Source organism: Roseovarius sp. W115 (genome assembly GCF_032842945.2).
Taxonomy (GTDB): Bacteria; Pseudomonadota; Alphaproteobacteria; order Rhodobacterales; family Rhodobacteraceae; genus Roseovarius; species Roseovarius rhodophyticola.
The window spans coordinates 228,418-250,403 of record NZ_CP146606.1 but is presented as its reverse complement, the minus strand read 5'-3'; the positions used below and the strand labels follow the sequence as shown (position 1 = coordinate 250,403).

24 protein-coding genes are annotated in these 21,986 nt (G+C 57.6%); 17 read left to right on the top strand and 7 right to left on the bottom strand.

The genetic code is table 11. The annotated features are described in order from the left end of the window. Positions 1-172: 172 nt before the first annotated feature. The 5 genes from RZS32_RS01310 to RZS32_RS01290 all read left to right on the top strand — a co-directional run bounded on the left by RZS32_RS01310 (position 173) and on the right by RZS32_RS01290 (position 5,676). Positions 173-862, top strand: coding sequence for a tetratricopeptide repeat protein (locus RZS32_RS01310; protein WP_317055235.1), 690 nt, complete (start codon positions 173-175; stop codon positions 860-862). 45 nt (positions 863-907) lie between these two features. Further along, positions 908-2,257 (top strand): PQQ-like beta-propeller repeat protein, encoded by a 1,350-nt coding sequence (locus RZS32_RS01305; protein ID WP_317055234.1) that lies wholly within the window; start codon positions 908-910, stop codon positions 2,255-2,257. A 56-nt stretch (positions 2,258-2,313) separates the two neighbouring features. Continuing rightward, on the top strand, positions 2,314-3,771 hold the full coding sequence (gene der / locus RZS32_RS01300; RefSeq protein WP_317055233.1) for a ribosome biogenesis GTPase Der: 1,458 nt from the start codon (positions 2,314-2,316) through the stop codon (positions 3,769-3,771). A 127-nt stretch (positions 3,772-3,898) separates the two neighbouring features. Further along, entirely contained in the window at positions 3,899-4,885 is a 987-nt protein-coding gene (locus RZS32_RS01295) for a fatty acid desaturase (protein WP_317055232.1), read from the top strand. Between the two features lie 251 nt (positions 4,886-5,136). Next, positions 5,137-5,676 (top strand): GNAT family N-acetyltransferase, encoded by a 540-nt coding sequence (locus RZS32_RS01290; protein WP_317055231.1) that lies wholly within the window; start codon positions 5,137-5,139, stop codon positions 5,674-5,676. Positions 5,677-5,746: 70 nt separating this feature from the next. On the opposite strand, the gene serS is transcribed toward RZS32_RS01290, so the two are convergent. After that, complete coding sequence (gene serS, locus RZS32_RS01285) at positions 5,747-7,039, bottom strand: serine--tRNA ligase (protein WP_317055230.1); 1,293 nt, start codon at positions 7,037-7,039, stop codon at positions 5,747-5,749. 229 nt (positions 7,040-7,268) lie between these two features. Between serS and yajC the strand changes: the two genes are divergently transcribed. From yajC to RZS32_RS01265, 4 genes are read left to right on the top strand one after another with little or no spacing between them, the layout of a single operon-like run. Further along, the gene (gene yajC, locus RZS32_RS01280) at positions 7,269-7,550 is read left to right on the top strand and encodes a preprotein translocase subunit YajC (protein ID WP_317055229.1); all 282 of its coding nucleotides are present in this window, start codon (positions 7,269-7,271) and stop codon (positions 7,548-7,550) included. A 48-nt stretch (positions 7,551-7,598) separates the two neighbouring features. Further along, positions 7,599-10,235, top strand: coding sequence for a protein translocase subunit SecD (gene secD / locus RZS32_RS01275; protein WP_317055228.1), 2,637 nt, complete (start codon positions 7,599-7,601; stop codon positions 10,233-10,235). Beyond that, positions 10,228-10,983 carry a sulfite exporter TauE/SafE family protein gene (locus tag RZS32_RS01270; protein ID WP_317055227.1) on the top strand — a complete coding sequence of 252 codons (756 nt, stop codon included), beginning with the start codon at positions 10,228-10,230 and terminating at the stop codon, positions 10,981-10,983. Before secD ends, RZS32_RS01270 begins: the two co-directional genes overlap by 8 nt. 5 nt (positions 10,984-10,988) lie before the next feature. Next, on the top strand, positions 10,989-11,342 hold the full coding sequence (locus tag RZS32_RS01265) for an Mth938-like domain-containing protein (RefSeq protein WP_317055226.1): 354 nt from the start codon (positions 10,989-10,991) through the stop codon (positions 11,340-11,342). Between the two features lie 13 nt (positions 11,343-11,355). On the opposite strand, the gene RZS32_RS01260 is transcribed toward RZS32_RS01265, so the two are convergent. Further along, positions 11,356-11,967 carry a thermonuclease family protein gene (locus tag RZS32_RS01260; protein WP_317055225.1) on the bottom strand — a complete coding sequence of 204 codons (612 nt, stop codon included), beginning with the start codon at positions 11,965-11,967 and terminating at the stop codon, positions 11,356-11,358. A 208-nt stretch (positions 11,968-12,175) separates the two neighbouring features. On the opposite strand from RZS32_RS01260, the gene ccmA reads away from it, so the two are divergent. Genes ccmA through RZS32_RS01235 form a run of 5 tightly spaced genes read left to right on the top strand, consistent with a single transcriptional unit; the run spans position 12,176 to position 14,886 of the window. After that, positions 12,176-12,793, top strand: coding sequence for a heme ABC exporter ATP-binding protein CcmA (ccmA, locus tag RZS32_RS01255; protein WP_339106765.1), 618 nt, complete (start codon positions 12,176-12,178; stop codon positions 12,791-12,793). Continuing rightward, positions 12,790-13,446 carry a heme exporter protein CcmB gene (gene ccmB / locus RZS32_RS01250; protein WP_317055224.1) on the top strand — a complete coding sequence of 219 codons (657 nt, stop codon included), beginning with the start codon at positions 12,790-12,792 and terminating at the stop codon, positions 13,444-13,446. Before ccmA ends, ccmB begins: the two co-directional genes overlap by 4 nt. 21 nt (positions 13,447-13,467) lie before the next feature. Then, positions 13,468-14,202, top strand: coding sequence for a heme ABC transporter permease (locus RZS32_RS01245; RefSeq protein WP_339106764.1), 735 nt, complete (start codon positions 13,468-13,470; stop codon positions 14,200-14,202). Further along, positions 14,202-14,357 (top strand): heme exporter protein CcmD, encoded by a 156-nt coding sequence (ccmD, locus tag RZS32_RS01240; RefSeq protein WP_422395950.1) that lies wholly within the window; start codon positions 14,202-14,204, stop codon positions 14,355-14,357. Before RZS32_RS01245 ends, ccmD begins: the two co-directional genes overlap by 1 nt. Beyond that, the gene (locus RZS32_RS01235) at positions 14,350-14,886 is read left to right on the top strand and encodes a DsbE family thiol:disulfide interchange protein (protein WP_317055222.1); all 537 of its coding nucleotides are present in this window, start codon (positions 14,350-14,352) and stop codon (positions 14,884-14,886) included. The genes ccmD and RZS32_RS01235 overlap by 8 nt, the downstream gene beginning before the upstream one ends. Here RZS32_RS01235 and RZS32_RS01230 read toward each other — a convergent pair whose 3' ends face one another. Continuing rightward, entirely contained in the window at positions 14,887-15,027 is a 141-nt protein-coding gene (locus tag RZS32_RS01230; protein WP_338548402.1) for a hypothetical protein, read from the bottom strand. A 264-nt stretch (positions 15,028-15,291) separates the two neighbouring features. Between RZS32_RS01230 and RZS32_RS01225 the strand changes: the two genes are divergently transcribed. Beyond that, positions 15,292-16,335, top strand: coding sequence for an ABC transporter ATP-binding protein (locus tag RZS32_RS01225; protein WP_317057828.1), 1,044 nt, complete (start codon positions 15,292-15,294; stop codon positions 16,333-16,335). A gap of 24 nt (positions 16,336-16,359) precedes the next feature. Here the strand turns inward: RZS32_RS01225 and RZS32_RS01220 are convergent, their stop codons facing one another. Next, on the bottom strand, positions 16,360-17,424 hold the full coding sequence (locus tag RZS32_RS01220; protein ID WP_317055221.1) for a flagellar motor switch protein FliG: 1,065 nt from the start codon (positions 17,422-17,424) through the stop codon (positions 16,360-16,362). Positions 17,425-17,540: 116 nt separating this feature from the next. Further along, complete coding sequence (purB, locus tag RZS32_RS01215) at positions 17,541-18,848, bottom strand: adenylosuccinate lyase (RefSeq protein WP_317055220.1); 1,308 nt, start codon at positions 18,846-18,848, stop codon at positions 17,541-17,543. 83 nt (positions 18,849-18,931) lie between these two features. On the opposite strand from purB, the gene RZS32_RS01210 reads away from it, so the two are divergent. Further along, positions 18,932-19,354 carry a DUF6314 family protein gene (locus RZS32_RS01210; protein ID WP_317055219.1) on the top strand — a complete coding sequence of 141 codons (423 nt, stop codon included), beginning with the start codon at positions 18,932-18,934 and terminating at the stop codon, positions 19,352-19,354. After that, on the top strand, positions 19,351-20,109 hold the full coding sequence (locus RZS32_RS01205) for a heme-dependent oxidative N-demethylase family protein (RefSeq protein ID WP_317055218.1): 759 nt from the start codon (positions 19,351-19,353) through the stop codon (positions 20,107-20,109). The genes RZS32_RS01210 and RZS32_RS01205 overlap by 4 nt, the downstream gene beginning before the upstream one ends. Before the next feature lie 11 nt (positions 20,110-20,120). Here RZS32_RS01205 and RZS32_RS01200 read toward each other — a convergent pair whose 3' ends face one another. Together RZS32_RS01200 and RZS32_RS01195 are read right to left on the bottom strand one after the other, a co-directional pair. Then, complete coding sequence (locus RZS32_RS01200) at positions 20,121-20,897, bottom strand: hypothetical protein (protein ID WP_317055217.1); 777 nt, start codon at positions 20,895-20,897, stop codon at positions 20,121-20,123. A 166-nt stretch (positions 20,898-21,063) separates the two neighbouring features. Next, positions 21,064-21,867, bottom strand: a complete 804-nt coding sequence (locus tag RZS32_RS01195) for a lytic murein transglycosylase (protein ID WP_317055216.1) — start codon at positions 21,865-21,867, stop codon at positions 21,064-21,066. Between the last annotated feature and the right edge of the window lie 119 nt (positions 21,868-21,986).

The window sequence follows — 21,986 nt, the reverse complement described above, 5'->3', positions numbered from 1 at the left end:
TGATAATAGACTTAAGTATTTACATTCTACGGTAAACTGTATGGTTCAGATTATATATTCTCCTATGTGTGTTCAAGGCCCAGCCTTGCGCATCTGACTATGTTGTGACCAGCCCCTCTTGGCAGGGCTCTGGCAAGACGTTAAGAGACACCAAAGGTCAAAGGGCGAGCCTGTGAGTAACACTGACAGTTTTATTGAAGAAGTGGCCGAAGAAGTCCGGCGTGACAAGCTGTTCAAGCTGCTCAAGCGTTATGGCTGGATTGCTGTCGCTGCTGTGCTTTTGCTGGTCGGGGCAACTGCTTGGAACGAATGGAATAAATCACAACAGCGCCAAGCCGCTCAGGCACTGGGTGATCAGGTTTTAAACGCGCTGGAAAGTGATGATCGCGCCGAGCGTGCTGCGGCTCTTGCCGCAATTGAGACACCAGAGGGTGGCGCGCGAGGCATTCTGGGGCTTCTGGCCGCCAGCGAAGCAGGGACCGACGCCCCCGAAGAAGCCGCGGCGCAACTCCTCGCTTTGGCCGATGATCCAAATGTTCCGCAGGTTTATCGGCAGATTGCAGTGCTTAAGGCCATCGCCTTGCCGGACAACGGGTTAAGCGCGGAAGATCGCCGCTCAAGGCTGGATGGGCTTTTGCCAGGTGGCGGCCTTGTACGCCTTCTGGCCGACGAACAACTGGCCTACCTCGACATTGAGGCAGGAAATAATGATGCCGCACTGGACCGCTTGCGTCAGATCGGCGAAAGTGCCGAAGCGACGATTGGCCTTCGCCAACGCGCCGCACAGATGGTCGTGGCCTTGGGAGGGGAGTTAACGCAGGCACCTGCGCTCCCGGAATCGGGTCAGGACGACGGCAACTAAAACGGATAACTGCGCCTGCGCGACATTGCGCGGCGTGACGCGAATATGACGGGGGCTTCGGCATTGGTTTCAGCAGCACGCATTTTGGGTCTGAGCGCCATATGTCTTGTGGCGGCATGTAGTGAAAAAGAAACGGTATTGGTCGGCGAGCGTGAAGACATTCGTTCGGTCCTGACCAACGATAGTGGCGAAACGATTCTGGCGTCGCAGGTCGAGACCGGGGTCATCCCGCCGCTCAACTTACCTGCAACACGTGCCAACACTGAGTGGACCCAGGGCATTTCAAGCCCGTCCACCCGCGTGGCACATCCCGCGCTGAGCGCCACACCGCGCTCACTCTGGTCTGTAAATATCGGCACAGGCGATGGACGCCGAGGCCGTATCACGGCTGACCCCGTTGTCGGTGGTGGCCGGATTTATACCCTTGATTCCCAAGCGCTCGTGTCGGCGGTTTCCACCTCTGGTCAAGTCCTATGGAGCCAGGACCTGACGCCAGCGAATGACAGTTCAACTGAGGCAAGCGGCGGTGGATTGGCTTATGCCGATGGGCGCCTCTATGTCTCATCCGGCTTCGGCACCTTGACGGTGCTCGACGCGCAAACAGGTGCTCAGGTTTGGCAACAACGCTTGCGCGCCACTGGCTCCGGGAGCCCAAGTGTGGCGGGCGATCTGGTGTATGTCGTCGCAGGCGATGAGCTGGCCTGGGCGTTGGAGCGTGATACGGGGCGCATCCGCTGGCAGCTGTCCGCGTCGCCCGACATCAAGAACGTCATCGGCGCACCGTCCCCTGCGGTCTCTGACAAATTTGTAATTTTCGCCTTTGGATCCGGCGAAGTTCAGGGCGCATTCAGAAAAGGCGGTTTGCGGCGCTGGGACTCGCAAATTGCTGGCCAGCGTCAGGGTTTCGCGACCGCACTTATTGGCGATATCACTGGCGATCCGGTGATTGATGGCGAACGCGTTTATGTGGGCAACCACTCTGGCCGCACCGTGGCTTTGAGCCTTGGCAACGGCGAACGCTTGTGGACTGCCCCTGATGGGCCGCTTTCACCTATCTGGCCTGCAGGCGATTCAATTTTCATGGTCTCAGACCGCAACGAGCTTTTGCGCTTGTCAGCTGAAACAGGACAGCGCATCTGGGCGCGGTCTTTGCCGTTCTTCACCAAGAACAAGCCGAAGCGACAAAACGAGATCTTTGCCCATCACGGCCCCATCATCGCCAGCGGGCGCCTGATTGTGGCCTCAAATGATGGCCTTTTGCGCTTCTTTGACCCGACAAATGGCGCGCCTTTGGGCGAGGTTCAGATGCCGGGCGGGGCGACCACCAACCCGGTGGTCGCGGGCAACACGCTCTATATCGTGTCCTCCAAAGGTCAGCTTATGGCCTTCCGCTAGGGCCTTTTGAACATATTTTTCGGCGCTGAACCCGCCGGGCGCGGAGCCTTAAAGAGATGAGTTTCACCCTTGCCATTGTGGGCCGCCCGAATGTGGGAAAGTCCACCCTTTTCAACCGATTGGTAGGCAAGCGCCTAGCCTTGGTTGACAATCAGCCGGGTGTCACGCGCGATTTGCGCGAAGGTGAGGCGCGTTTGGGTGATTTGCGCTTTACTGTGATTGACACGGCAGGTCTGGAAGATGCCACAGACGACTCGCTTCAGGGGCGGATGCGCCGCCTGACCGAGCGCGCGGTGGATATGGCTGATGTCTGTCTGTTCCTGATTGATGCCCGTGCCGGGGTGACGCCCGTGGATGAGATGTTTGCTGACATCCTGCGCAAGCGGTCGGCGCATGTCTTTGTGGCGGCCAACAAATCCGAAGGGTTCGCCGCCGATGCCGGTGTGATCGAGGCGTTTGGACTGGGTCTGGGCGAGCCCATCCGCCTTTCGGCTGAACATGGTGAGGGCATGAATGATCTCTACAGCGCCCTCATGCCTCTGGCCGATCAATTTACCAAACGCACGGAATCCGAAGCACCGGAGACAGATGTCTCGCTTGACGAAGAAGATGACACCGGCATTCGCAAACCCACCAAATCCAAGCCCCTCCAGGTGGCTGTGGTCGGGCGGCCCAATGCGGGAAAATCCACGCTGATCAACAAGATACTGGGCGAAGATCGCCTTCTGACCGGGCCGGAGGCCGGGATCACCCGGGACGCCATCTCGCTTCAAATGGATTGGGATGGCCTGCCGGTTCGGATCTTTGACACCGCGGGCATGCGCAAAAAGGCCAAGGTGCAGGACAAGGTTGAGAAACTCTCGGTCTCCGACGGCCTGCGCGCCGTGAAATTTGCCGAAGTGGTGGTCGTGCTCTTGGATGCCGCCATTCCTTTTGAACAACAGGACCTGCGCATCGCCGATCTGGCTGAGCGCGAAGGGAGGGCTGTGGTGGTGGCGGTGAACAAATGGGATATCGAGAACGAAAAACAGCAAAAACTGCGTGATCTCAAAGAAGCTTTTGATCGCCTCTTGCCACAACTCAGAGGCGCGCCGCTCATCACCGTGTCGGCCAAGACGGGCCGGGGTCTCGACCGTCTGCGCGCGGCTGTCGAAAAAGCCTATGATGTCTGGAACCGTCGCGTGACCACGGCACAGCTCAACCGCTGGCTCACTGGCATGCTTGAGGCACACCCGCCCCCTGCGCCAGGCGGTAGACGCATCAAGCTGCGGTATATGACCCAGGCCAAGACCCGCCCGCCGGGATTTGTCGTCATGTGCTCGCATCCTGACAAGATGGCCGAGAGCTATTCTCGTTATCTTGTCAATGGCTTGCGAGAAGATTTTGACATGCCAGGCACGCCCATTCGCCTGACAATGCGGTCGCAATCGGACAAAAACCCTTACAAAGAACGCAAGAAATCCACGCCCTCGCGCCTGCGCAAACACTTGTCGAAAAAAACGCCGCGCAGTTAGAATTGGCGGAGTTGCGCGGAAGCGCGCCGCGCCCCTTGTTTTCGCGGAAATTCTTCCACATTCTTGGGAAAGAGCATGACGGATCGCCGATATCTGGCGATCTCTCTGCCCGGGGGTGCATTGGACAATGACTTTACGCGACTATTTGAAAGACTATTCCCATAAATCAGATGTCATGGGCTGGACGAGTTTTTTATGCTCTCTGGCGGCCTATTTTGCCGCGCTCATCATCGCCAGCCTTGCCTGGCCCGCCTGGTGGATCAGCCTGCCGTTGATTGTGATCCTCGCCTTTGCCTCGGTGCGCCTTTACGTGCTGCAGCATGATTGCGGGCATCATTCACTTTTCGCCACCAAGCCGCTTAACGATATCGCAGGCTACATCCTGTCAATCTTTTCACTGACGCCATTTCGCGTCATGCAGTACAACCACAATCAACATCACGCCTATCTCGGCAATCTCGAACACCGCGAGACGACCGAGGTCTACACCATGACCCTGCGCGAATGGCAGGAGGCGGGGTTTTGGACGCGCCTGTGGTATCGCACCTACCGCAATCCGGCCGTGATGCTGTCTTTGGGCGGGATTTACACCTATTTCATCGCCTATCGCTGGCCGAAAAACACACTGAAAGTCGGTGTTTGGGGCGTGATTGCACATAACCTGATGCTGGTGGTGTGGATTTATGCCGTCTGGGCCACGTTAGGCGTCACCGGCCTTGCCGTATTGGGCAGCAGCGCGGTGGTCGCAGGCATCATTGGCGTCTTCCTCGTCTACCTGCAGCACAATTTTGAAGAGACCTACTGGGATCGCAAACCCGATCTTGATTTCCGCAAGGCCACGCTGGAAGGGTCCTCCAGTCTCGATCTGGGCCATTGGTGGGACATCGGCACCGGCAACATCGCCTATCACGATCTGCACCACTATAATCCGGCAATCCCGTCCTATCGGCTGCGCTATGCCCAGAAGAACCTGCCCGATGAATTGCGCGTGCACGACGAAATCCGCTGGCCACAAGCCATCGCCAGCTTCCGGCTCAAGCTCTGGGACGAAGAGACCGAACGCCTGGTGCCGTTTCCCAAAGCGCGGGCAGGGGGCGTGGTGCCTGCGGAATAAGCAAGCCCCAGTCCCGGACCTGATCCGGGACCTCTTGGTCTTTAGGCGGTGTCCGCCCCGTATATCCAACAATGGAAAAGCCGGGGTGAACCCCGGGCTACAACTTTCGTCCCGTTGGCGCGGTCTTAGGAGGAATGACCGGTTTGAGCCCGGAGCCGTCGGTTCGATTGGCTAAGGTATTCTTGACAGGCGCAAGGAGAATGTCTGATCTAATAGCACATTGTGCAGACTGATCTGGATGGGACTTTAGGGTGGTTTTTTCTGATAAGACCGAGGGCGTAGAGGAGCAGATTATCGACCTGTTTGCCGCGACGTTTACCGCTTCTGAAGGTGCTGACGAAGGTGCCTTGATCGGCAACCTCGTTAGTAACCTGTTGAGCAGCACTCCACATGAAGACATCTATGTCTTTACTGCTCATGACCGCGGGGAAATCATTGCCGGGGCAATTTTTTCCCGCCTCATCTACAAAGACGATCCTCGTTCAGTTTTCATCCTATCCCCGATGGCCGTTGTGACCGATCGGCATGGGCAGGGGATTGGGCAAGGTCTCCTGAAGCACGCATTGGCTGTGCTGCGTGACAACGGCGTTTCTGTGGCGATTACCTACGGTGACCCCGCATTTTATGGTAAGGTAGGGTTCCTTCCCCTCGACGAAGGCACTGCCGCGGCACCCTTGCCACTTAGTTTTCCTATGGGGTGGATTGGTCAGTCACTGTCGGAAGAGCCATTGCACGCTCTAAAGGGGAAATGCACTTGTGTTGCTGCTTTGAACGACCCGGCCATTTGGTGAAAGCGCTTACCGCCAACATACATACTGATCGAATTCACACTTTGTCCGCAAAGCAGACAAAATCAAACCCTCACCCCAAAGCCCCATCCGCCATCAACCGCGTCTTGCCGCGCAGATAGGGATGCAGCACGTCTGGCAGCTCCACAGACCCATCGGCCTGTTGTCCGTTCTCCAGCACCGCAATCAGACACCGGCCCACGGCCAATCCAGACCCGTTCAGGGTATGTACAAACTGTGGCTTGCCGCCATCGGCTGGCTTGAACCGGCCATTCATCCGCCGGGCCTGAAAATCGCCGCACACAGATACTGACGAAATCTCGCGATAGGTGTTCTGACCCGGCAGCCACACCTCGATGTCATGCGTCTTACGCGCGCCAAAGCCCATGTCGCCGGTGCAAAGAACAATCGTGCGGTAAGGCAGACCAAGCTTTTCCAGAATGCCCTCGGCACAGCGCGTCATGCGTTCATGTTCATCCAAAGACCGGTCAGGATGTGTGATCGACACCATCTCGACCTTCTCAAACTGGTGCTGACGCAACATGCCCGACGTGTCCTTGCCGGCACTTCCCGCCTCAGAGCGGAAACACTGCGTATGCGCCACATAGCGGCGGGGCAGGTATCCTTCCTCCACCACGCTGTCATGCACGATATTGGTCAGCGTCACCTCGGCGGTCGGCACCAGCCACCAGCCATTGGTGGTCTCATAGGAATCCTCACCGAACTTCGGCAGCTGCCCGGTGCCATACATCATCTCGGGCCGCACCAGCACGGGCGTCCAGGTCTCGGAGAGCCCGTTTTCCTCCACATGCGTGTCGATCATGAACTGCGCCAGCGCCCGGTGAATGCGCACCACACCACCCGACATGACGACGAAACGTGATCCGCTGAGCTTTGCCGCAGTCTCGAAATCCATACCCGGCTTCACGCCTTCGATCTCAAAATGCTCGCGCGCATCAAAATCAAACGCGCGCGGCGTGCCCCAGCGTTTGATCTCGACATTATCGTCCTCGTCCTCGCCATCGGGCACATCATCAAGTGCCAGGTTCGGCAGGCCCATGAGCAGATCGGTCAATTCCTGATCCAGCGCCTTGGCCTCGGTCTGCATGGCCGCGACTTCCGCCTTTTTCTCGCCCACAAGTGCGCGCAGCCGCTCAAACTCGGCCTCGTCGCCCTTGGCCTTGGCCGCGCCCACCTCCTTGGCGGCCTTGTTCTGATCGGCCTGCGCTGTTTCGGCGGCGAGGATTTTAGCGCGCCGTGCCTCGTCAACCTTCAGGATGTCCACTGACGCCCCCGACACCCCACGCCGCGCCATGGCCGCATCAAAGGCTTCAGGGTTTTCGCGAATGGCACGAATGTCATGCATCGGTCAGGTCCTTGGTTGGCTCGTGAATCGTCTGGCACCTGATAAACAACTATCGCAGAGATGTAACCAGTCGATTATCGCGCGCCACGCCATTTGCACCGACGTGATACCGACGCAATACCGACGTGATACCGACGCGCCTTTCCGCCTTGCAAATGTGCGGCACCAGACATAGGTTCCCGCCAATTCGCGGGGGCGCCCGCGGCCCCCGAATAAGGATAATTTTCGCATGGAAGCTTTCGCCCAGTTTGTCCCGCTCATCCTGATCTTCGCGATCATGTGGTTCCTTCTGATCCGTCCCCAGCAGAAAAAGCTGAAAGAGCATCAGGCCATGGTGGCGGCCCTGCGGCGTGGCGATCAGGTGGTGACGCAAGGCGGTCTCATCGGCAAGGTCACCAAGGTGAAAGAGGCCGAAGAGGTTGAGGTCGAGATTGCCGATGGCGTCCGGGTGCGGGTGGTCAAACAGACAATCGCCCAAGTGCTCTCCAAAACCGAGCCTGCCGAAGGGTGATCTGACCCTGTCACGGAACCCTCTCTATCCTTTTGAAAAGGCATTATAATGCTGCAAATTGACCTCTGGAAGCGCGTGGTGATTTGGGGCTTGGTGGCGCTTGGGCTGCTGCTGGCCTCGCCCAATGGGTTCTACACAAAGGTCGAGACGCATAACGACGCCATGGTCGCCCTCGAACAGGGCGCGACGGGAGCAGAGCTTGAGGCACAGGCAGCCAGCTGGCCAAGCTGGATGCCATCGGGTCTTGTCAATCTTGGGCTTGATCTGCGCGGTGGCGCGCACCTTTTGGCTGAGGTGCAGGTCGAGGATGTCTACCAGGCCCGGATCGAGGCCATGTGGCCGGAAATACGGGACTTGTTGCGTGAGGAGCGCGGCCGTGTCGGCCCCATCCGCTTGCAACCTACGGACACTGCGGAACTGCGCGTGCGTCTCGTCGAAAAGCCCGAGGAGATCGAATATGCAGCCGGTCTTGTTCGTGGTCTTGCGCAACCCATTTTTGACCCGCTTTCCGGTGTGTCCTCAAGCGATATCGACGTTGATGTCGCAGGCGACACAATCGTTGTCACGCTGAGCGAAGCCGAGCGGCAGGCCAGCGATGAGCAAACCGTGCGCACCGCGCGCGAAATCATTGAACGCCGCATCAACGAGATGGGCACGCGAGAGCCGACCATCCAGCGCCAAGGCGCGGATCGTATCCTTATACAGGTTCCCGGCGTGGGCAGTGCGGCGGAACTCAAAGAGATCATCGGCACCACCGCGCAGCTGACATTCCAGCCTGTCGTGGGCCGGACGGGCGATCCCAGTGATCCGCCCGGCGCGGGCAATGAAATCCTGCCGTCCCTGGACGAAGAGGGGGTCTTTTACATCGTCGAACGCGCTGCTGTGGTCACTGGTGAAGAACTGGTCGACGCGCAGCCGGATTTTGACCAAAACGGTCTGCCTGCAGTCTCTTTCCGCTTTAACCCGGCGGGTGGCCGCAAATTTGGTGACTACACCGCCGCCAATATCGGCAGCCCCTTTGCGATTGTGCTCGACAACGAGGTGATCAGCGCGCCGGTCATCCAGAGCCATATTCCCGGCGGCACCGGTATTATCACTGGTCGGTTCACGGTTGAGGACAGCACCAACCTTGCCGTGCTTTTGAGGGCAGGGGCCTTGCCTGCGGAACTGGAATTTCTCGAAGAACGCACCGTCGGGCCGGAACTAGGGGCCGATAGCATCGAAGCGGGTAAGATCGCCAGCATCGTCGCTTTCGGCCTCGTGTTGGCCTTTATGTGGGCGAGCTATGGTCTCTTTGGTCTCTTTGCCAATATCGCGCTTTTGATCAACGTGGGTCTTATATTCGGCTTGCTAAGCCTTATTGGTGCTACGCTGACACTACCCGGTATTGCTGGCATCGTGCTGACCATCGGGATGGCGGTGGATGCCAATGTGCTTGTCTTTGAGCGCATCCGCGAGGAACTCAAAACCGCCAAAGGCCCGGCGCGTGCCATCGAGTTGGGCTATGAAAAAGCACTCAGCGCCATTACCGACGCCAACATCACCACGTTCATTACGGCGCTGATCCTCTATGCCATGGGCTCTGGCCCCGTGCGAGGCTTTGCCATCACGCTGGGTCTGGGGATCATCACGTCGGTCTTTACGGCGATCTTCGTCACGCGCCTGATCGTGATCATCTGGTTTGAGCGCAAACGCCCCAAGACTGTGCTTCAGGGCCGCGCCCTGCGTCTTGTGCCGAAAGAAACCAGCATCGATTTCTTCAAGCGCTGGAAAATGTCACTGGGCCTTTCGGGCGTGTTCATCATCGTGGCGGTGATCTCATTCTTCCTGCAAGGTCTGAACTTCGGCATCGATTTCCGGGGCGGCACCACGATCCGGACCGAAAGCGCGCAAACCGTCGATATCGGCCAATATCGCGACGCGATCACACAGCTGGAGTTAGGCGATGTGTCGATTACCGAGATTTTTGATCCGACGTTCGGTCCGGATAAAAATGTCGCGATGATCCGTATTCAGGCACAGGAAGGCGAAGAAGCTGTCACGCCGGAAGTTATCCGATCCGTGGAGGCGGCACTTCAAGAGGTCGTCCCTGACCTGAAATTCACTGCAGTGGATAGCGTTGGGCCAAAAGTATCCGGCGAACTTATTCAAACCGCGGTCATCGCCGTGCTGCTCGCGATTGCGGCGGTGTTGGTCTATATCTGGCTCAGGTTTGAGTGGCAGTTTGCGGTGGGCGCGGTGCTTGCTCTTGTGCATGATGTGTGGCTGACCATAGGCATATTCTCAGAGCTGCAAATTCAGTTTGACCTCGCCATCATCGCCGCCCTTCTGACGATTGTGGGTTATTCGCTCAACGACACGGTGGTCGTTTTTGACCGGGTGCGAGAGAACCTGCGCAAGTACAAGAAAAAAGACCTCTCCGAGGTGCTCAATATCTCGATCAATGAAACGCTCAGCCGGACTGTCATGACCTCGGTCACCACGCTTCTGGCGTTGATGGCACTTTACGTGTTGGGAGGCGACGTGATCCGGGGCTTTGTCTTTGCGATGATATGGGGCGTGATCGTGGGGACCTATTCCTCGATCTTCGTGGCCAGTGCGGTGCTTCTCTGGTTGGGGGTCAAGCGCGACTGGTCCAAACCCGATACCACCGCAGGCACGCAGTTCGCCAACGTAGATGCCTGAGCTTTGGTCTCAGGCCCTGGCACAGCCGGGGCTGATCTGGCTCTTGGGTGCGGCACTGGCCGCAGGGCTTGTGCGGGGGTTCTCGGGATTTGGCACGGCGATGGTGTACCTGCCGGTGGCTGGCACGTTCCTGGGCCCTTTTGCCGCCCTCACCACGCTTTTGGTGATGGATCTTTTCGGGCCGCTGCCCAATGTGCCCCGGGCGCTGAGGGATCGCCATCCGGGCGATATGTCCCGACTTGTCCTGGGATTGGTCATTGCCTTGCCAATCGGTGTTCTCGTCCTCGCGCAAGTGCCAGCGGAGGCCTTTCGGTACGCCGTTTCACTCATTGCATTGGCCCTCCTTGTATTGCTCATATCCGGCTACCGCTATCGCGGTGCGCTCACCCCACGCCTGATCACCGGCACAGGTATGCTGGGCGGTTTTCTGGGCGGCTCGACGGGTTTGCCCGGTCCACCTGTTATCATGCTCTACATGGCCAGCACCCATCCCGCTCATGTGGTGCGCGCGACGCTTATGCTCTACCTCGTAGCGGTCGACCTGCTCATGCTGGGGGTCTTCTGGCTTTATGATCGGCTCGAGCCGGGCAACCTCGTGCTGGGCTTTTGCGTTATGGTGCCCTATCTTTTGGGCAACATTCTGGGCGGCTGGCTGTTCCGTCCGGGACAGGAAAAAATCTACCGCGGCATCGCCTATTTGGTCATTGCGCTCTCTGCCATCATAGGCCTGCCATTCTGGGGAGGATAAACCACATGCGCCTCAGCGAAGTGACGTTCACCGATGCCCAACCCATCGACGGCTACGGTCCGGGGTTCTTTCGCGTCGGCGGTGAGGTGGCCAAAGCGCCTGTTTGTGTCCACCCTGGCGGCACGTTTGACTGGGGTGGGTACGAAGATACCGCGTCGTTGCTGACGCTCAAAGATGAGATCGACGTGCTCTTTATTGGTACGGGCGCAGAGACCGCCCACGTGCCCACTGCCTTTCGCGAGGCCATCGAGGCCGCAGGCATAGGGGTCGAACCCATGAACTCCCCCGCCGCAGCCCGCACCTACAACGTGCTCGTCTCCGAAGGCCGCCGGGTCGCCGCGGCGCTTTTGGGGGTTTGAGGAGTTACCTACATCATTGGTTCGCGTTGCGCGTGCGCTGTTTTGCTTCGAATTGCTCCCAAACAAACATGCGTCCCTTCTGGCGCGCATCTGCCAGCCACATTTTCTTGCGCGCATCTGGAACTTCCAGCCTGCGGTAACACCCGCCAGAATATTTTGCCCAGTCTATCGCCAATCCACATTTCACCATTTCCGCAGAAAGGTCTCGCCCGTCTTCAAGATAACAGCGCGCCACGGTTCGCCCGTAGTGGTCGATCTCGGTGACTTCGGCGCGTATGGTGTGGCCTTTGCACAATGCGACAAGCGCCCATTTGGCCTTGATCCCATAGGGATGGTTCATTTCCGGCGCATCAACACCAAAGAGACGTATCTGGGTCTTCTGGATGACAACAGTATCACCATCGACGATATAGGCCCGTCCTTTGATGACACGTGCCTTGGTAACGGGCTTGGCGCTTTGGGGGTCGAACGTCGCATGCCGCCCAGGAGCACGAAGCTTGGGCAGGTCTTCTGTTGTTGCGGGTTCTTCCCTGGGCGCTGTCTTCTCGCCAAAATCACCGCACATCTTATATGCAGTGGCGACCGCCCCGATGAGCAACAACAAAAGCAGAACCGCGCCTTCCACGTCCAATAGCCCTTTTGTTCAAACAGAGGTGTCAATCACCTCGGCACTACATCTAAAGTTGAAAAACCAATGATGGCATTGTCTTAGATCAATGTGTTGATAGTTTGGCGCAGCGTATCTGTAGGCCCGATATGAGATGTCCAACTATGCCCAATGCCAACAAAGGAACGATCTTTCGGCGCGTCATCCTTTCAGCTATGGACGTTTCATGAGCCTGACCGTCCAAAACCTCAGCATCACCCGTGGCGGTATTCGCGTGCTCGAAGGTGTGAGTTTTTCGCTGTCGCCCGGCGAAGCGTTGGTGCTGCGGGGACCCAATGGGATTGGCAAGACGACGCTTTTGCGCACCATCGCAGGGTTGCAGCCGCCGCTTGAGGGGCAGGTCGACGCGGCCCCGGATACGCTGGTCTATGCTGGGCATGCGGATGGGTTGAAATCCACGCTGACGGTCGAGGAAAATCTCGAGTTTTGGGCGCAGATTTTTGGGCAGAACGACATTGCCTCGGCCATGAACGCTTTTGATCTCAATGCTTTGCGCAGCCGTCCGGCGGGGCTTCTCTCCGCGGGGCAGAAACGTCGCCTTGGGCTTGCACGGCTTTTGGTCACGGGGCGGCCCATCTGGGTGCTGGACGAACCGACCGTATCGCTTGATGTGCGTGCGGTTGAGATGTTCGCCGAAGTCATTCGCACTCATCTGGGAAAGGGCGGCTCAGCACTTTTGGCCACGCATATCGACCTAGGGCTTGATGAGGCGAAGACGCTGGATGTCACACCGTTCCGCGCCAGTGCAGCGCAGCTCGATGAGTTTGACGAGGCCTTCCTGTGAAGGCGCTGCTGTTACGTGACATACGGCTGGCAATCCGGGCTGGGGGCGGATTTGGCCTGGGTCTCGCGTTTTTCCTGATCGTCGTCGTGCTGGTGCCCTTTGGGGTCGGCCCGCAATCGGAACTTTTGTCGCGTATCGCGGCGGGCACGCTCTGGATCGGTGCGCTTCTTGCGTGCCTGTTGTCGCTCGATCGCATTTTTGCGCTCGACTGGGAGGACGGCTCGCTGGATCTTCTGGCCACCGCGCCTTTGCCAATGGAGGCCATCGCCGCCATCAAGGCGCTGGCGCATTGGTTAACCACCGGCCTGCCTTTGGTCTTGGCCGCACCGATTCTGGCGGTTCTTTTGAACTTGCCTGCAGCCGGATACGGCCCTCTGATCCTGTCGCTTTTGCTGGGCACACCGGCGCTGAGCATGATCGGCACATTTGGCGCGGCACTTACCGTGGGGCTAAAACGCGGTGGACTGCTTCTCAGCCTGCTTGTTTTACCGCTTTATGTCCCCACATTGATCTTTGGTGCCGAGGCGGCGCGGCGCGGGGTGGACGGGTTTGACACAACCACACCCATGCTGATGCTGGCGGGGATCACCTGCGGCACCATCGCGCTTTTGCCTTTTGCCGCGGCTGCGGTATTGAGAGTTAACCTGCGCTGAGAAAGAAGGGGAGGAGAACCCGTGGCGTCACTTTGGGAATATGCGAATCCCAAGAAGTTCATCGACACGACCAGCCGGTTTATACCATGGCTGTTCGGATCGGCGCTGATCTGTCTTGTGACAGGCCTCACCTGGGGCTTTTTCTTTACGCCTGATGACTTCCGGCAGGGCAGCACAGTCAAGATAATCTACCTGCACGTGCCCTCGGCGCTGATGGCGATCAACGCCTGGCTGATGATGCTGGTGGCCTCGCTCATCTGGATCGTGCGCCGCCATCACGTGAGCGCCTTGGCCGCCCGCGCCGCAGCACCTGTAGGCATGGTCATGACGCTGATTGCTCTGGCCACCGGGGCGATCTGGGGTCAACCGATGTGGGGCACCTGGTGGGCCTGGGATCCAAGGCTCACGTCCTTTTTAATCCTGTTTCTTTTTTATCTGGGCTATATCGCGCTTTGGGAAGCGATTGAGAATGACGATACCGCGGCGGATCTGACATCGATCCTGTGTCTTGTCGGATCTGTCTTTGCACTTCTGAGCCGTTATGCGGTGAATTTCTGGAACCAGGGGTTACACCAGGGGGCATCTTTGAGCCTGGATAAGGAAGAGAATGTGCATGACGTTTTCTATCACCCGCTGCTCATCTGCATTGCGGGGTTTGTGCTCTTGTTTGTTGCCTTGGTCTTCCTGCGCACCCAGACCGAAATTCGCGCGCGGCGGATGCGGGCGCTCATGGCGCGTGAGAGGCTGACCGCATGATCCCTGATCTTGGCAAATACGCCGATGCGGTGATGTCGGCCTATGCGGTGTCGCTTTTGCTGCTGGTGTTGCTCGTCATTGTCAGCTGGCGGCGGGCTGGGAAAGTCAAAAAAGACCTCGAAGAGATTGAAGGTAAAGGACAATCAGATGGCTAAAGTATCCCCATTGATGATCGCGCCACCCGTTATCTTCATGCTTCTGGCCGGAGTGTTCTTTGTCGGAATGCAGCGCGAGAATCCCAATGAACTGCCGTCGGCCTTTGAAGGGCGCGAAGCGCCCGTCGTTGCACTGGAGCAGCTGGCGCAAAAGCCGCTCTTTGATGATGCAACTCTGCGCGAAGATGGCGTCAAACTGGTAAATTTCTGGGCCAGCTGGTGCGCGCCGTGTCGAGTGGAACATCCGCATCTCACTTCATTGGCCGAAGAAGGCATCACCATTTACGGTGTGAACTACAAAGATGATTCCAGCAATGCACTGGGCTTTTTGGAAGAGCTGGGAGATCCCTATGCCGGAATAGGCGCCGATGCCGCTGGACGCATGGGGCTAGATTGGGGGCTGTACGGTGTGCCAGAGACCTATGTCATTAATGGTGATGGTGAGATTGTGCTGCGCTTTGCGGGTCCGATCACAGAACGGGTGATGGACAGCGAAATTCGCCCGGCCATCGAACGCGCCAAGAACTGATCAGCGCGTCGGCTGGCAGTGGCCCGCAGCAGGAACTTCGTTGACAGCACAGGCATTGGCGTCTTGCGCGCCGCTTGTGGCGCCTATCAAGGCCACGCAGCACAGGATAAGAACTTGTGAGGCGATCAGAAATGTACGCATGTCTTCGGTCTTTCATAAGATGTCTTAACAATGTGATGTATAATCTGGGGTCTGCGAGGGGAAAAACGAAGTCAGGAAACCCCTACCTTTTGGGCATTTCACGCGCATTTGAGACAAACGCGATGTTGCGTGACCAACTTGCACTCTCTTGCGCAGACTGTACGGGGTTGCTATCTGCGCAAGACTTATCCGATTGTTTTGATCGGGAAACCGGAGAAGACCAAGTTGCAAGACACCGCGCCTCGGCTTGAGACCAAGCATCTGATGCGTCGCTATGAGGGGCGCGTTGTGGTGGATGATGTCTCGCTTGAGGTGCAGCCGGGGCAGGTGACGTGTCTGTTAGGTCCATCTGGGTGCGGCAAATCCACAACCTTGCGTATGATTGCAGGCGTCGAGATGCAGGACTCGGGCGAGATCTGGGTCGATGGCAATTTGGTGTGCGACACGGTGTTCCGCATCCCGCCTGAGCGGCGAAACATTGGGCTCATGTTCCAGGATTTCGCGCTCTTTCCGCATCTGCGCGTGGGCGAGAACGTGGCGTTTGGCCTGAGCGGCAACAAGGCGGCGAAGGACAAACGCATCGGAGAGCTTTTGGAACGCGTGGGGCTGGCGGGCTATGCCGCCAAGTTTCCGCATGAATTGTCTGGTGGAGAGCAACAGCGCGTGGCGCTGGCGCGGGCTTTGGCGCCGCGCCCGCGGATCATGCTCATGGATGAGCCGTTCTCCGGGCTTGATAACCGCTTACGCGATGGAATTCGTGATGAGACGCTAGAGGTCCTGCGTGAAGCGGATACAGCTGTTTTGCTGGTCACGCACGAACCAGAAGAGGCGATGCGTATGGCTGACAATATCGCGCTTATGCGCCATGGCCGGATCGTGCAGCAAGGCGCGCCTTACAATATCTTCAACGCGCCAGCCGATCGTGACGCTGTTGCGTTTTTCAGCGATGTGAACGTGGTGCGCGCCGAAGTGTCGGGCGCTCTGGCCCAAACCCCCTTTGGTCAGTTTCTCGCCCCTGGCATCGCTGATGGGCAATCGGTGGATATTGTTGTGCGCCCACAGCATGTCAAAATCGACTTTGACCGCAACGGGGTCGGCCCATCCCCCACGATCAGCGATGGGACCGCTGTGCGTGGTGTTGTGGAACGCGCGCGGTTCATGGGGTCCGAAAGCCTGGTCGAATTTCGAATGGAACATGATCGGTCAATCTTCAAGGCGACGGTGCCAGCGGTGTTTCTACCCAAGCAAGGCACGCCGCTTTGGCTGATGATCCGGCGCGACAAGTGTTTTCTGTTTGAAGTGGACTAGCGCGGGCGCGTCACGATCAATGGCTTAACCTGCGTCTTGGTCTTCCTCTTCGGGGATTTCCAGGGTGATTTCTCCGTTCGCTTCCAGCTGCCGGATGGCATTGATGACCTGCGTCATGGCCGCTTCGCCATCCTTTTGTTTTATGCTGCCCTGTTCTGCTATTTCCTCTCGAAGAGATTCGGCCATGCGTTTGGAAAGGTTTTCCAGAATGAACTCTGCTGCAGGCAGCGTGTCTTCGGCCTTGGTCGCCGTCGCCAACGCCATGACCAGGATGGCCTGATCGACATCGCGGGTCACCTTTGGGACATCAATGGGGCTCAGGCGCTCAGGGATGTTGGCGAAGGTAAAGATCGCCTTGCGCACAAGGGCGGCAAACCCTTCGTCTTCCTCGTCAAGCCCGGTCAGCACATCGTCACGGGTCAGGGATGTTGAATAGTTCAAGATCGCGCCGACCCGTTCTACCGGACCCTCGTCAAAGGCGGTTTCCGGCACATTGTGCAGTTGCGCGGCCAGTGACAGGCCGATCCGGTCTACGGCATCTGGGGTCACCGCCCCGGTTTGGCACATGGCTAACGCCACGCGCCGGGCCGTTTGGCCGGGCAGTTCGCCCATCAACTCAGCGGCGCGCATCACGTCAAGCTTTGAGAGTAGCACCGCAGAAACCTCAACACTCTCTGTTTGTACAATGTTCAACAGAGCCTCGGTTTCTGCGTTGCGCACTTGTTCCCAAGGATCTCCAAACTGGCGCACGCCCGCTTCCTTTTTCAATCGCGCAGCCGTTTGGGGGCTGATCCGCCCATCAAGCGTGTTGAGCGCCCCCGCCACACCCTTGGGAAAGGTCAGTCCCATCGCTTCAAGCTCTCCGGCAAACTCAGCCACAACATCAGCGAGAGTGCCGCGATCCACATAGCGCATCGAGCCCATTTGCGTGGTCAGCTGCGCCTGCATGTCGTCTGGCAGGTCTGATAGCGAAATGTCGGCCCCCTCTTTCAGAAGGAACCGTACAATGATTGCAGCTTTTTGCCGTCTGGTCAGGCGCGCGGAAGCCGGTGCCGGGGCGGAGAGCCGCGCAAGCGTGTGGTCACCCATGATGTTCTCTATTTGTTCAATTTGACGCAGAATAGGAACAAGGCGGAAACAAAACCCTAAATAAGGATTAAAATTCCCTAAATTTCAGGATTTATCGCCGCGTTGGGTGCGGTGGTTCAGCGTTCACCGAACACGCGTTTGAAAATCGTGTCGACATGTTTGGTGTGGTAGCCCATGTCGAACTTTTCCTCGATCTCTTCGACAGATAGCGCCGCGCATACCTCCGCATCGGCCAAAAGCTCTTCTTTGAAATCCGTGCGGTGTTCCCAGACCTTGAGCGCGTTGCGCTGCACCATGGCATAGGCATCTTCGCGACTCACACCGGCTTGGGTCAGGGCCAGGAGCACGCGCTGGGACATGACCAGTCCGGGGAACTTGTTCATGTTATCAAGCATATTCTCGGGAAAGATCAGCATCTTGTCGATCACACTGGTCAGCCGGGCGAGCGCAAAATCGAGGGTGACGGTGGCATCTGGGCCAATCATGCGTTCAACTGAGCTGTGCGAGATGTCACGCTCATGCCAGAGCGCCACGTTTTCCATCGCTGGGACCACAGCCATACGAACTAGCCGCGCCAACCCAGTCAGGTTCTCGGTCAGAACCGGGTTTTTCTTGTGCGGCATGGCGGACGAGCCTTTTTGCCCCATTGAGAAGAACTCTGCGCCCTCCAGAACCTCGGTGCGCTGCATGTGACGGATCTCAACGGCAATGTTCTCGATGGAGGACGCGATTACACCCAAAGTCGCAAAGAACATCGCGTGACGATCGCGCGGGATGACTTGCGTGCTGATCGGCTCGGCGCGCAAGCCCAGCTTTTCACACACATGTTCCTCAACCGCCGGGTCAATGTTTGCGAAGGTGCCCACAGCGCCGGAAATCGCGCCTGTGGCGATTTCAAAACGGGCTTTTTCCAAGCGGTTCTTGTTACGATCCATCTCGGCATAGAACCGGGCAAAGGTCAGACCCATGGTGGTTGGTTCAGCATGAATGCCATGGCTGCGCCCCACGCGCAGGGTATCTTTATGTTCAAACGCCCGGCGCTTCAGCGCGGCCAATAGATCGTCCATATCTGCAAGAAGGATGTCAGCGGCACGGACCAGCTGCACGTTGAGGCAGGTATCCAGCACATCCGAGCTCGTCATGCCCTGATGCACAAAGCGGGCCTCCTCGGATCCCACATGTTCGGCCAGATGGGTCAGAAAGGCGATCACGTCATGCTTGGTGACGGCCTCGATTTCATCAATGCGGGCCACATCGAATTCGACATCTTTGGCCTTCCATACGGCCTCGGCATTCTCGCGCGGTATTACCCCAAGATTCGCCATCGCGTCACAGGCATGCGCCTCGATCTCGTACCAGATGCGGAACTTTGTGGCCGGTTCCCAGATGGCGACCATATCGGGGCGGGAATAGCGAGGGATCATAGTGTGCAGACCTTTGGAATTGCATGTGTGGTTGCGCGCGGTTTAGACCGTTGGGAAAGGCGCAGCAAGGCAGGAGCGGGCAGTTGTTTCCCCGATTGCAGGATTTCATCGGTAAATGGCACATCACACGCCAAATAGCCCATGCCGACGGCGCCACGGCGCAGTTTGAGGGACGCGCTGTCTTTACGCCTGATGGAGACGACCTGCGGTATCACGAGAGCGGCGAATTGCGGCTGGCCAGCGGGCAAAGCATGCGCGCTGAGCGAGATTATGTCTGGTCGGCGAGCGAGGGCGGTCAGCTAGAGGTTTTCTTTGAGGACAGGCGGCCGTTTCATCACATTACCAAGGGTCCGGCGCAAGCCGAACATTGGTGCGATCCGGATATGTACAAAGTGCGCTATGACTTTGGCCAATGGCCGCATTGGACGGCTGAGTGGCATGTGAAAGGCCCACGCAAAGACTATTGCATGACCAGCCACTATCATCGAGGCTCAGAGCCAAGATGAGCCCAATCCTGCAAGACAAGATCCCGTATGACGTGTCGTCCAAATCCTTGCCGGGCACAGCGCCGCTTGAGATGCGCGACTGGATCATACAGGATGACGCCTTTGCCGGGCAAATGGCCTTGCGCGACGAATTGATCATGACGCGCCGCGATGACGTCATTGCCATGCAAAACGGCAGCGAAGAGAGTGCGCTGGAGCTCTTGGAGACTGTCCTGACTTGGCTTGGCAGTCACGGCACAAACTACCAAATCGAAGCTGCACATGTGACACGTCCTGATGGTGTCTTGGTGCCCGTCGAGCGGAACCAGCCGATGGTCACGCTGGGGCGGTTGGTGCAGGAAGACATGTGCCTGATGCTAAAACAAGGCGAAGAGCATGTTCTCACAGCCGCAGCGCTTTGCTTTCCGGCCAATTGGTATTTGTCAGAAAAGGTCGGCCGACCGCTGACCCTGATCCACGATCCGGTGCCCGATTATGATGAAAGCATCGCCCAAAGGGTCCAGCGGCTTTTTGATGGGGTTCAACCAGAGCGTCCATTATGGCGCTTCAATGCTTTGCACTATGAAGACCCGGTTCTATTTCAGCCGGAGCGCCGTCATGGTGAGTATAAGGGTCTGCATGCAGAAGTGTTTCCGTTCTTCCGATCAGAGCGGCAGTGTATTCTGCGTCTGCCGAAAACGCGGGCTTGTGTGTTTTCGATCCATACATTCGTGATCGCAAAAGGGGCGCAGACAGGAATGGAAGCCAGCCCCTAAAGCGTTAGGACTTAAGCGGTTTCCTCGCCTTTCTTTTTGGTGATGTCGCGCAGCATGGAATAGGTGAACAAAAACGCCCCAAGCGGTGCGCTGTAGAGCATTAACGACAATGCCATCGTATGTACGGTTAGGCGCAAGGGCTCTGTTGGTTCTGCTTGGTCCTGAAGCCACTGCGGCGTTTCGCGGAGAGGCTTTTCGAGATCCTCAACTTCGATGATGCCGCTGGGGTCAAAACGGTCGCGCACGGGCTTTGGCACTGGCGCGTCGTGACCCACCGGCGGTGGGTCGATTACGGATGCATCAACGGCTGAAGAGCGGTCAACAATCGTTTGTGTATCAAAGGTTTTCTCGGACGGCATCATGCCTTCAGCATGATCTAGAAGTTCCAGGAAACTGCGCACCAGTTTGCCATCCACATCTTCGGGCGTCTCGGCCCGCAGGATGGTGTCATAGGGCATGGCCTGTTCCACCCAAGCTGCCAGCCGATCGGCGCGTTTTGAGTGGGTTTTGCGATTGGGTCTTGCCCCTTCCATATCTGGGGCATTGCCCACGGCCATGACCAAATGGCTGCAATACCCCTTGACCGAAGCGTCTTGCCGTCCAACAGCCACGCGCACACCAACATGATCCAGAATGGCGATTTGCTCTCCATCCCAGGTGACTGTCGCAGGGCTGTCATCGGCCACCTGCATGGCTTTTTGAACACGCGATGCGATGGCACGCACCGCTGGAATTTCAGCGCTACGATATCCAAACGCTACTATCGCCCCGTGATCCTGGCTTTGCATGAATACCCTTATCTACGAACAAATTTACACAAATAGTTTTCCCCAAAACTGCGCCGGTGATGGGATAAGAATTTGACCTCTTCATGACCTTTGCTCCGGGAAACGCCGCCAAATATGGCTTTTCCGGGCAATAATGCGCCTCATCAGGAAACAGTCTGTTGACGCTTCAGCCGTCAATCTTTGCGGCCATGATCGCAATGGCTTTTTGATACACGCCAGCCGCGTTCCAGGCCTGAATTGCACGGAAATTGGGTTGCCCCGGCTGATATCCCTGACCGGGTTTCCAGCCCTTCTGACGCAAAAAGTTTGCAGTAGAAACAAGGGCATCCGTCTGGTTGTAAAAGTCCACGCGCCCGTCACCATTGCCATCCACGCCGTATTTCAGCGCATTGCCTGGCAGGAACTGTGTGTGCCCCAACTCGCCATGTTTCGCGCCCTTGGTCGATCCGGTTATGCTGCCGCGATCGACCAGTTTCAAAGCACCAATGGCATGTGGTTTGAAAAAATCAGACCGACGGCAATCAAAACTGAGCGTCACAATGGCTGAGACGACCGAACTGTCGCCCATAAAGCCGCCAAAGCCGGTTTCCATGCCGTGAATTGCCAGGATCACACCGGCTGGCACGCCATATTGCTGCTCAATGGCCTGGAAGTACGCCGCATTTTGCGCTTTGCGTTTGCGCCCCTTTGAGATGATCGCATTCGCACCGCGCACCTGCATGAACTTCTCAAGACTGTACTTGAAGCTCTTCTGATTGCGGTCCGCGGCAATGGTGCGCTTGGCGTATTGCGCCTGAGCCAGCGCCTGAAGGCCACGTTGCCCCACACCGGCCGACTTGGCCTCTTGTGCAAAGGCCGCCTTCCACGCGTCAAACCCTGCTGAGGTGTTTCCGCATTGCGCGGCCAGCGCAGCCGTCGCGCCGAGTGATAGACCAAAACCCAAAGCAAGCGATTTGAAAGAAGGCAGCATGAAATTTCTCCGGTACTTATAAAAGACTGGCGCAGTTTAACCTGCTCGCCTGACCTGACAACGACTTTTGAAAACTCGCCCGAACTGCGCAAAAAAAGGGCGCCCAAGACGGGCGCCCA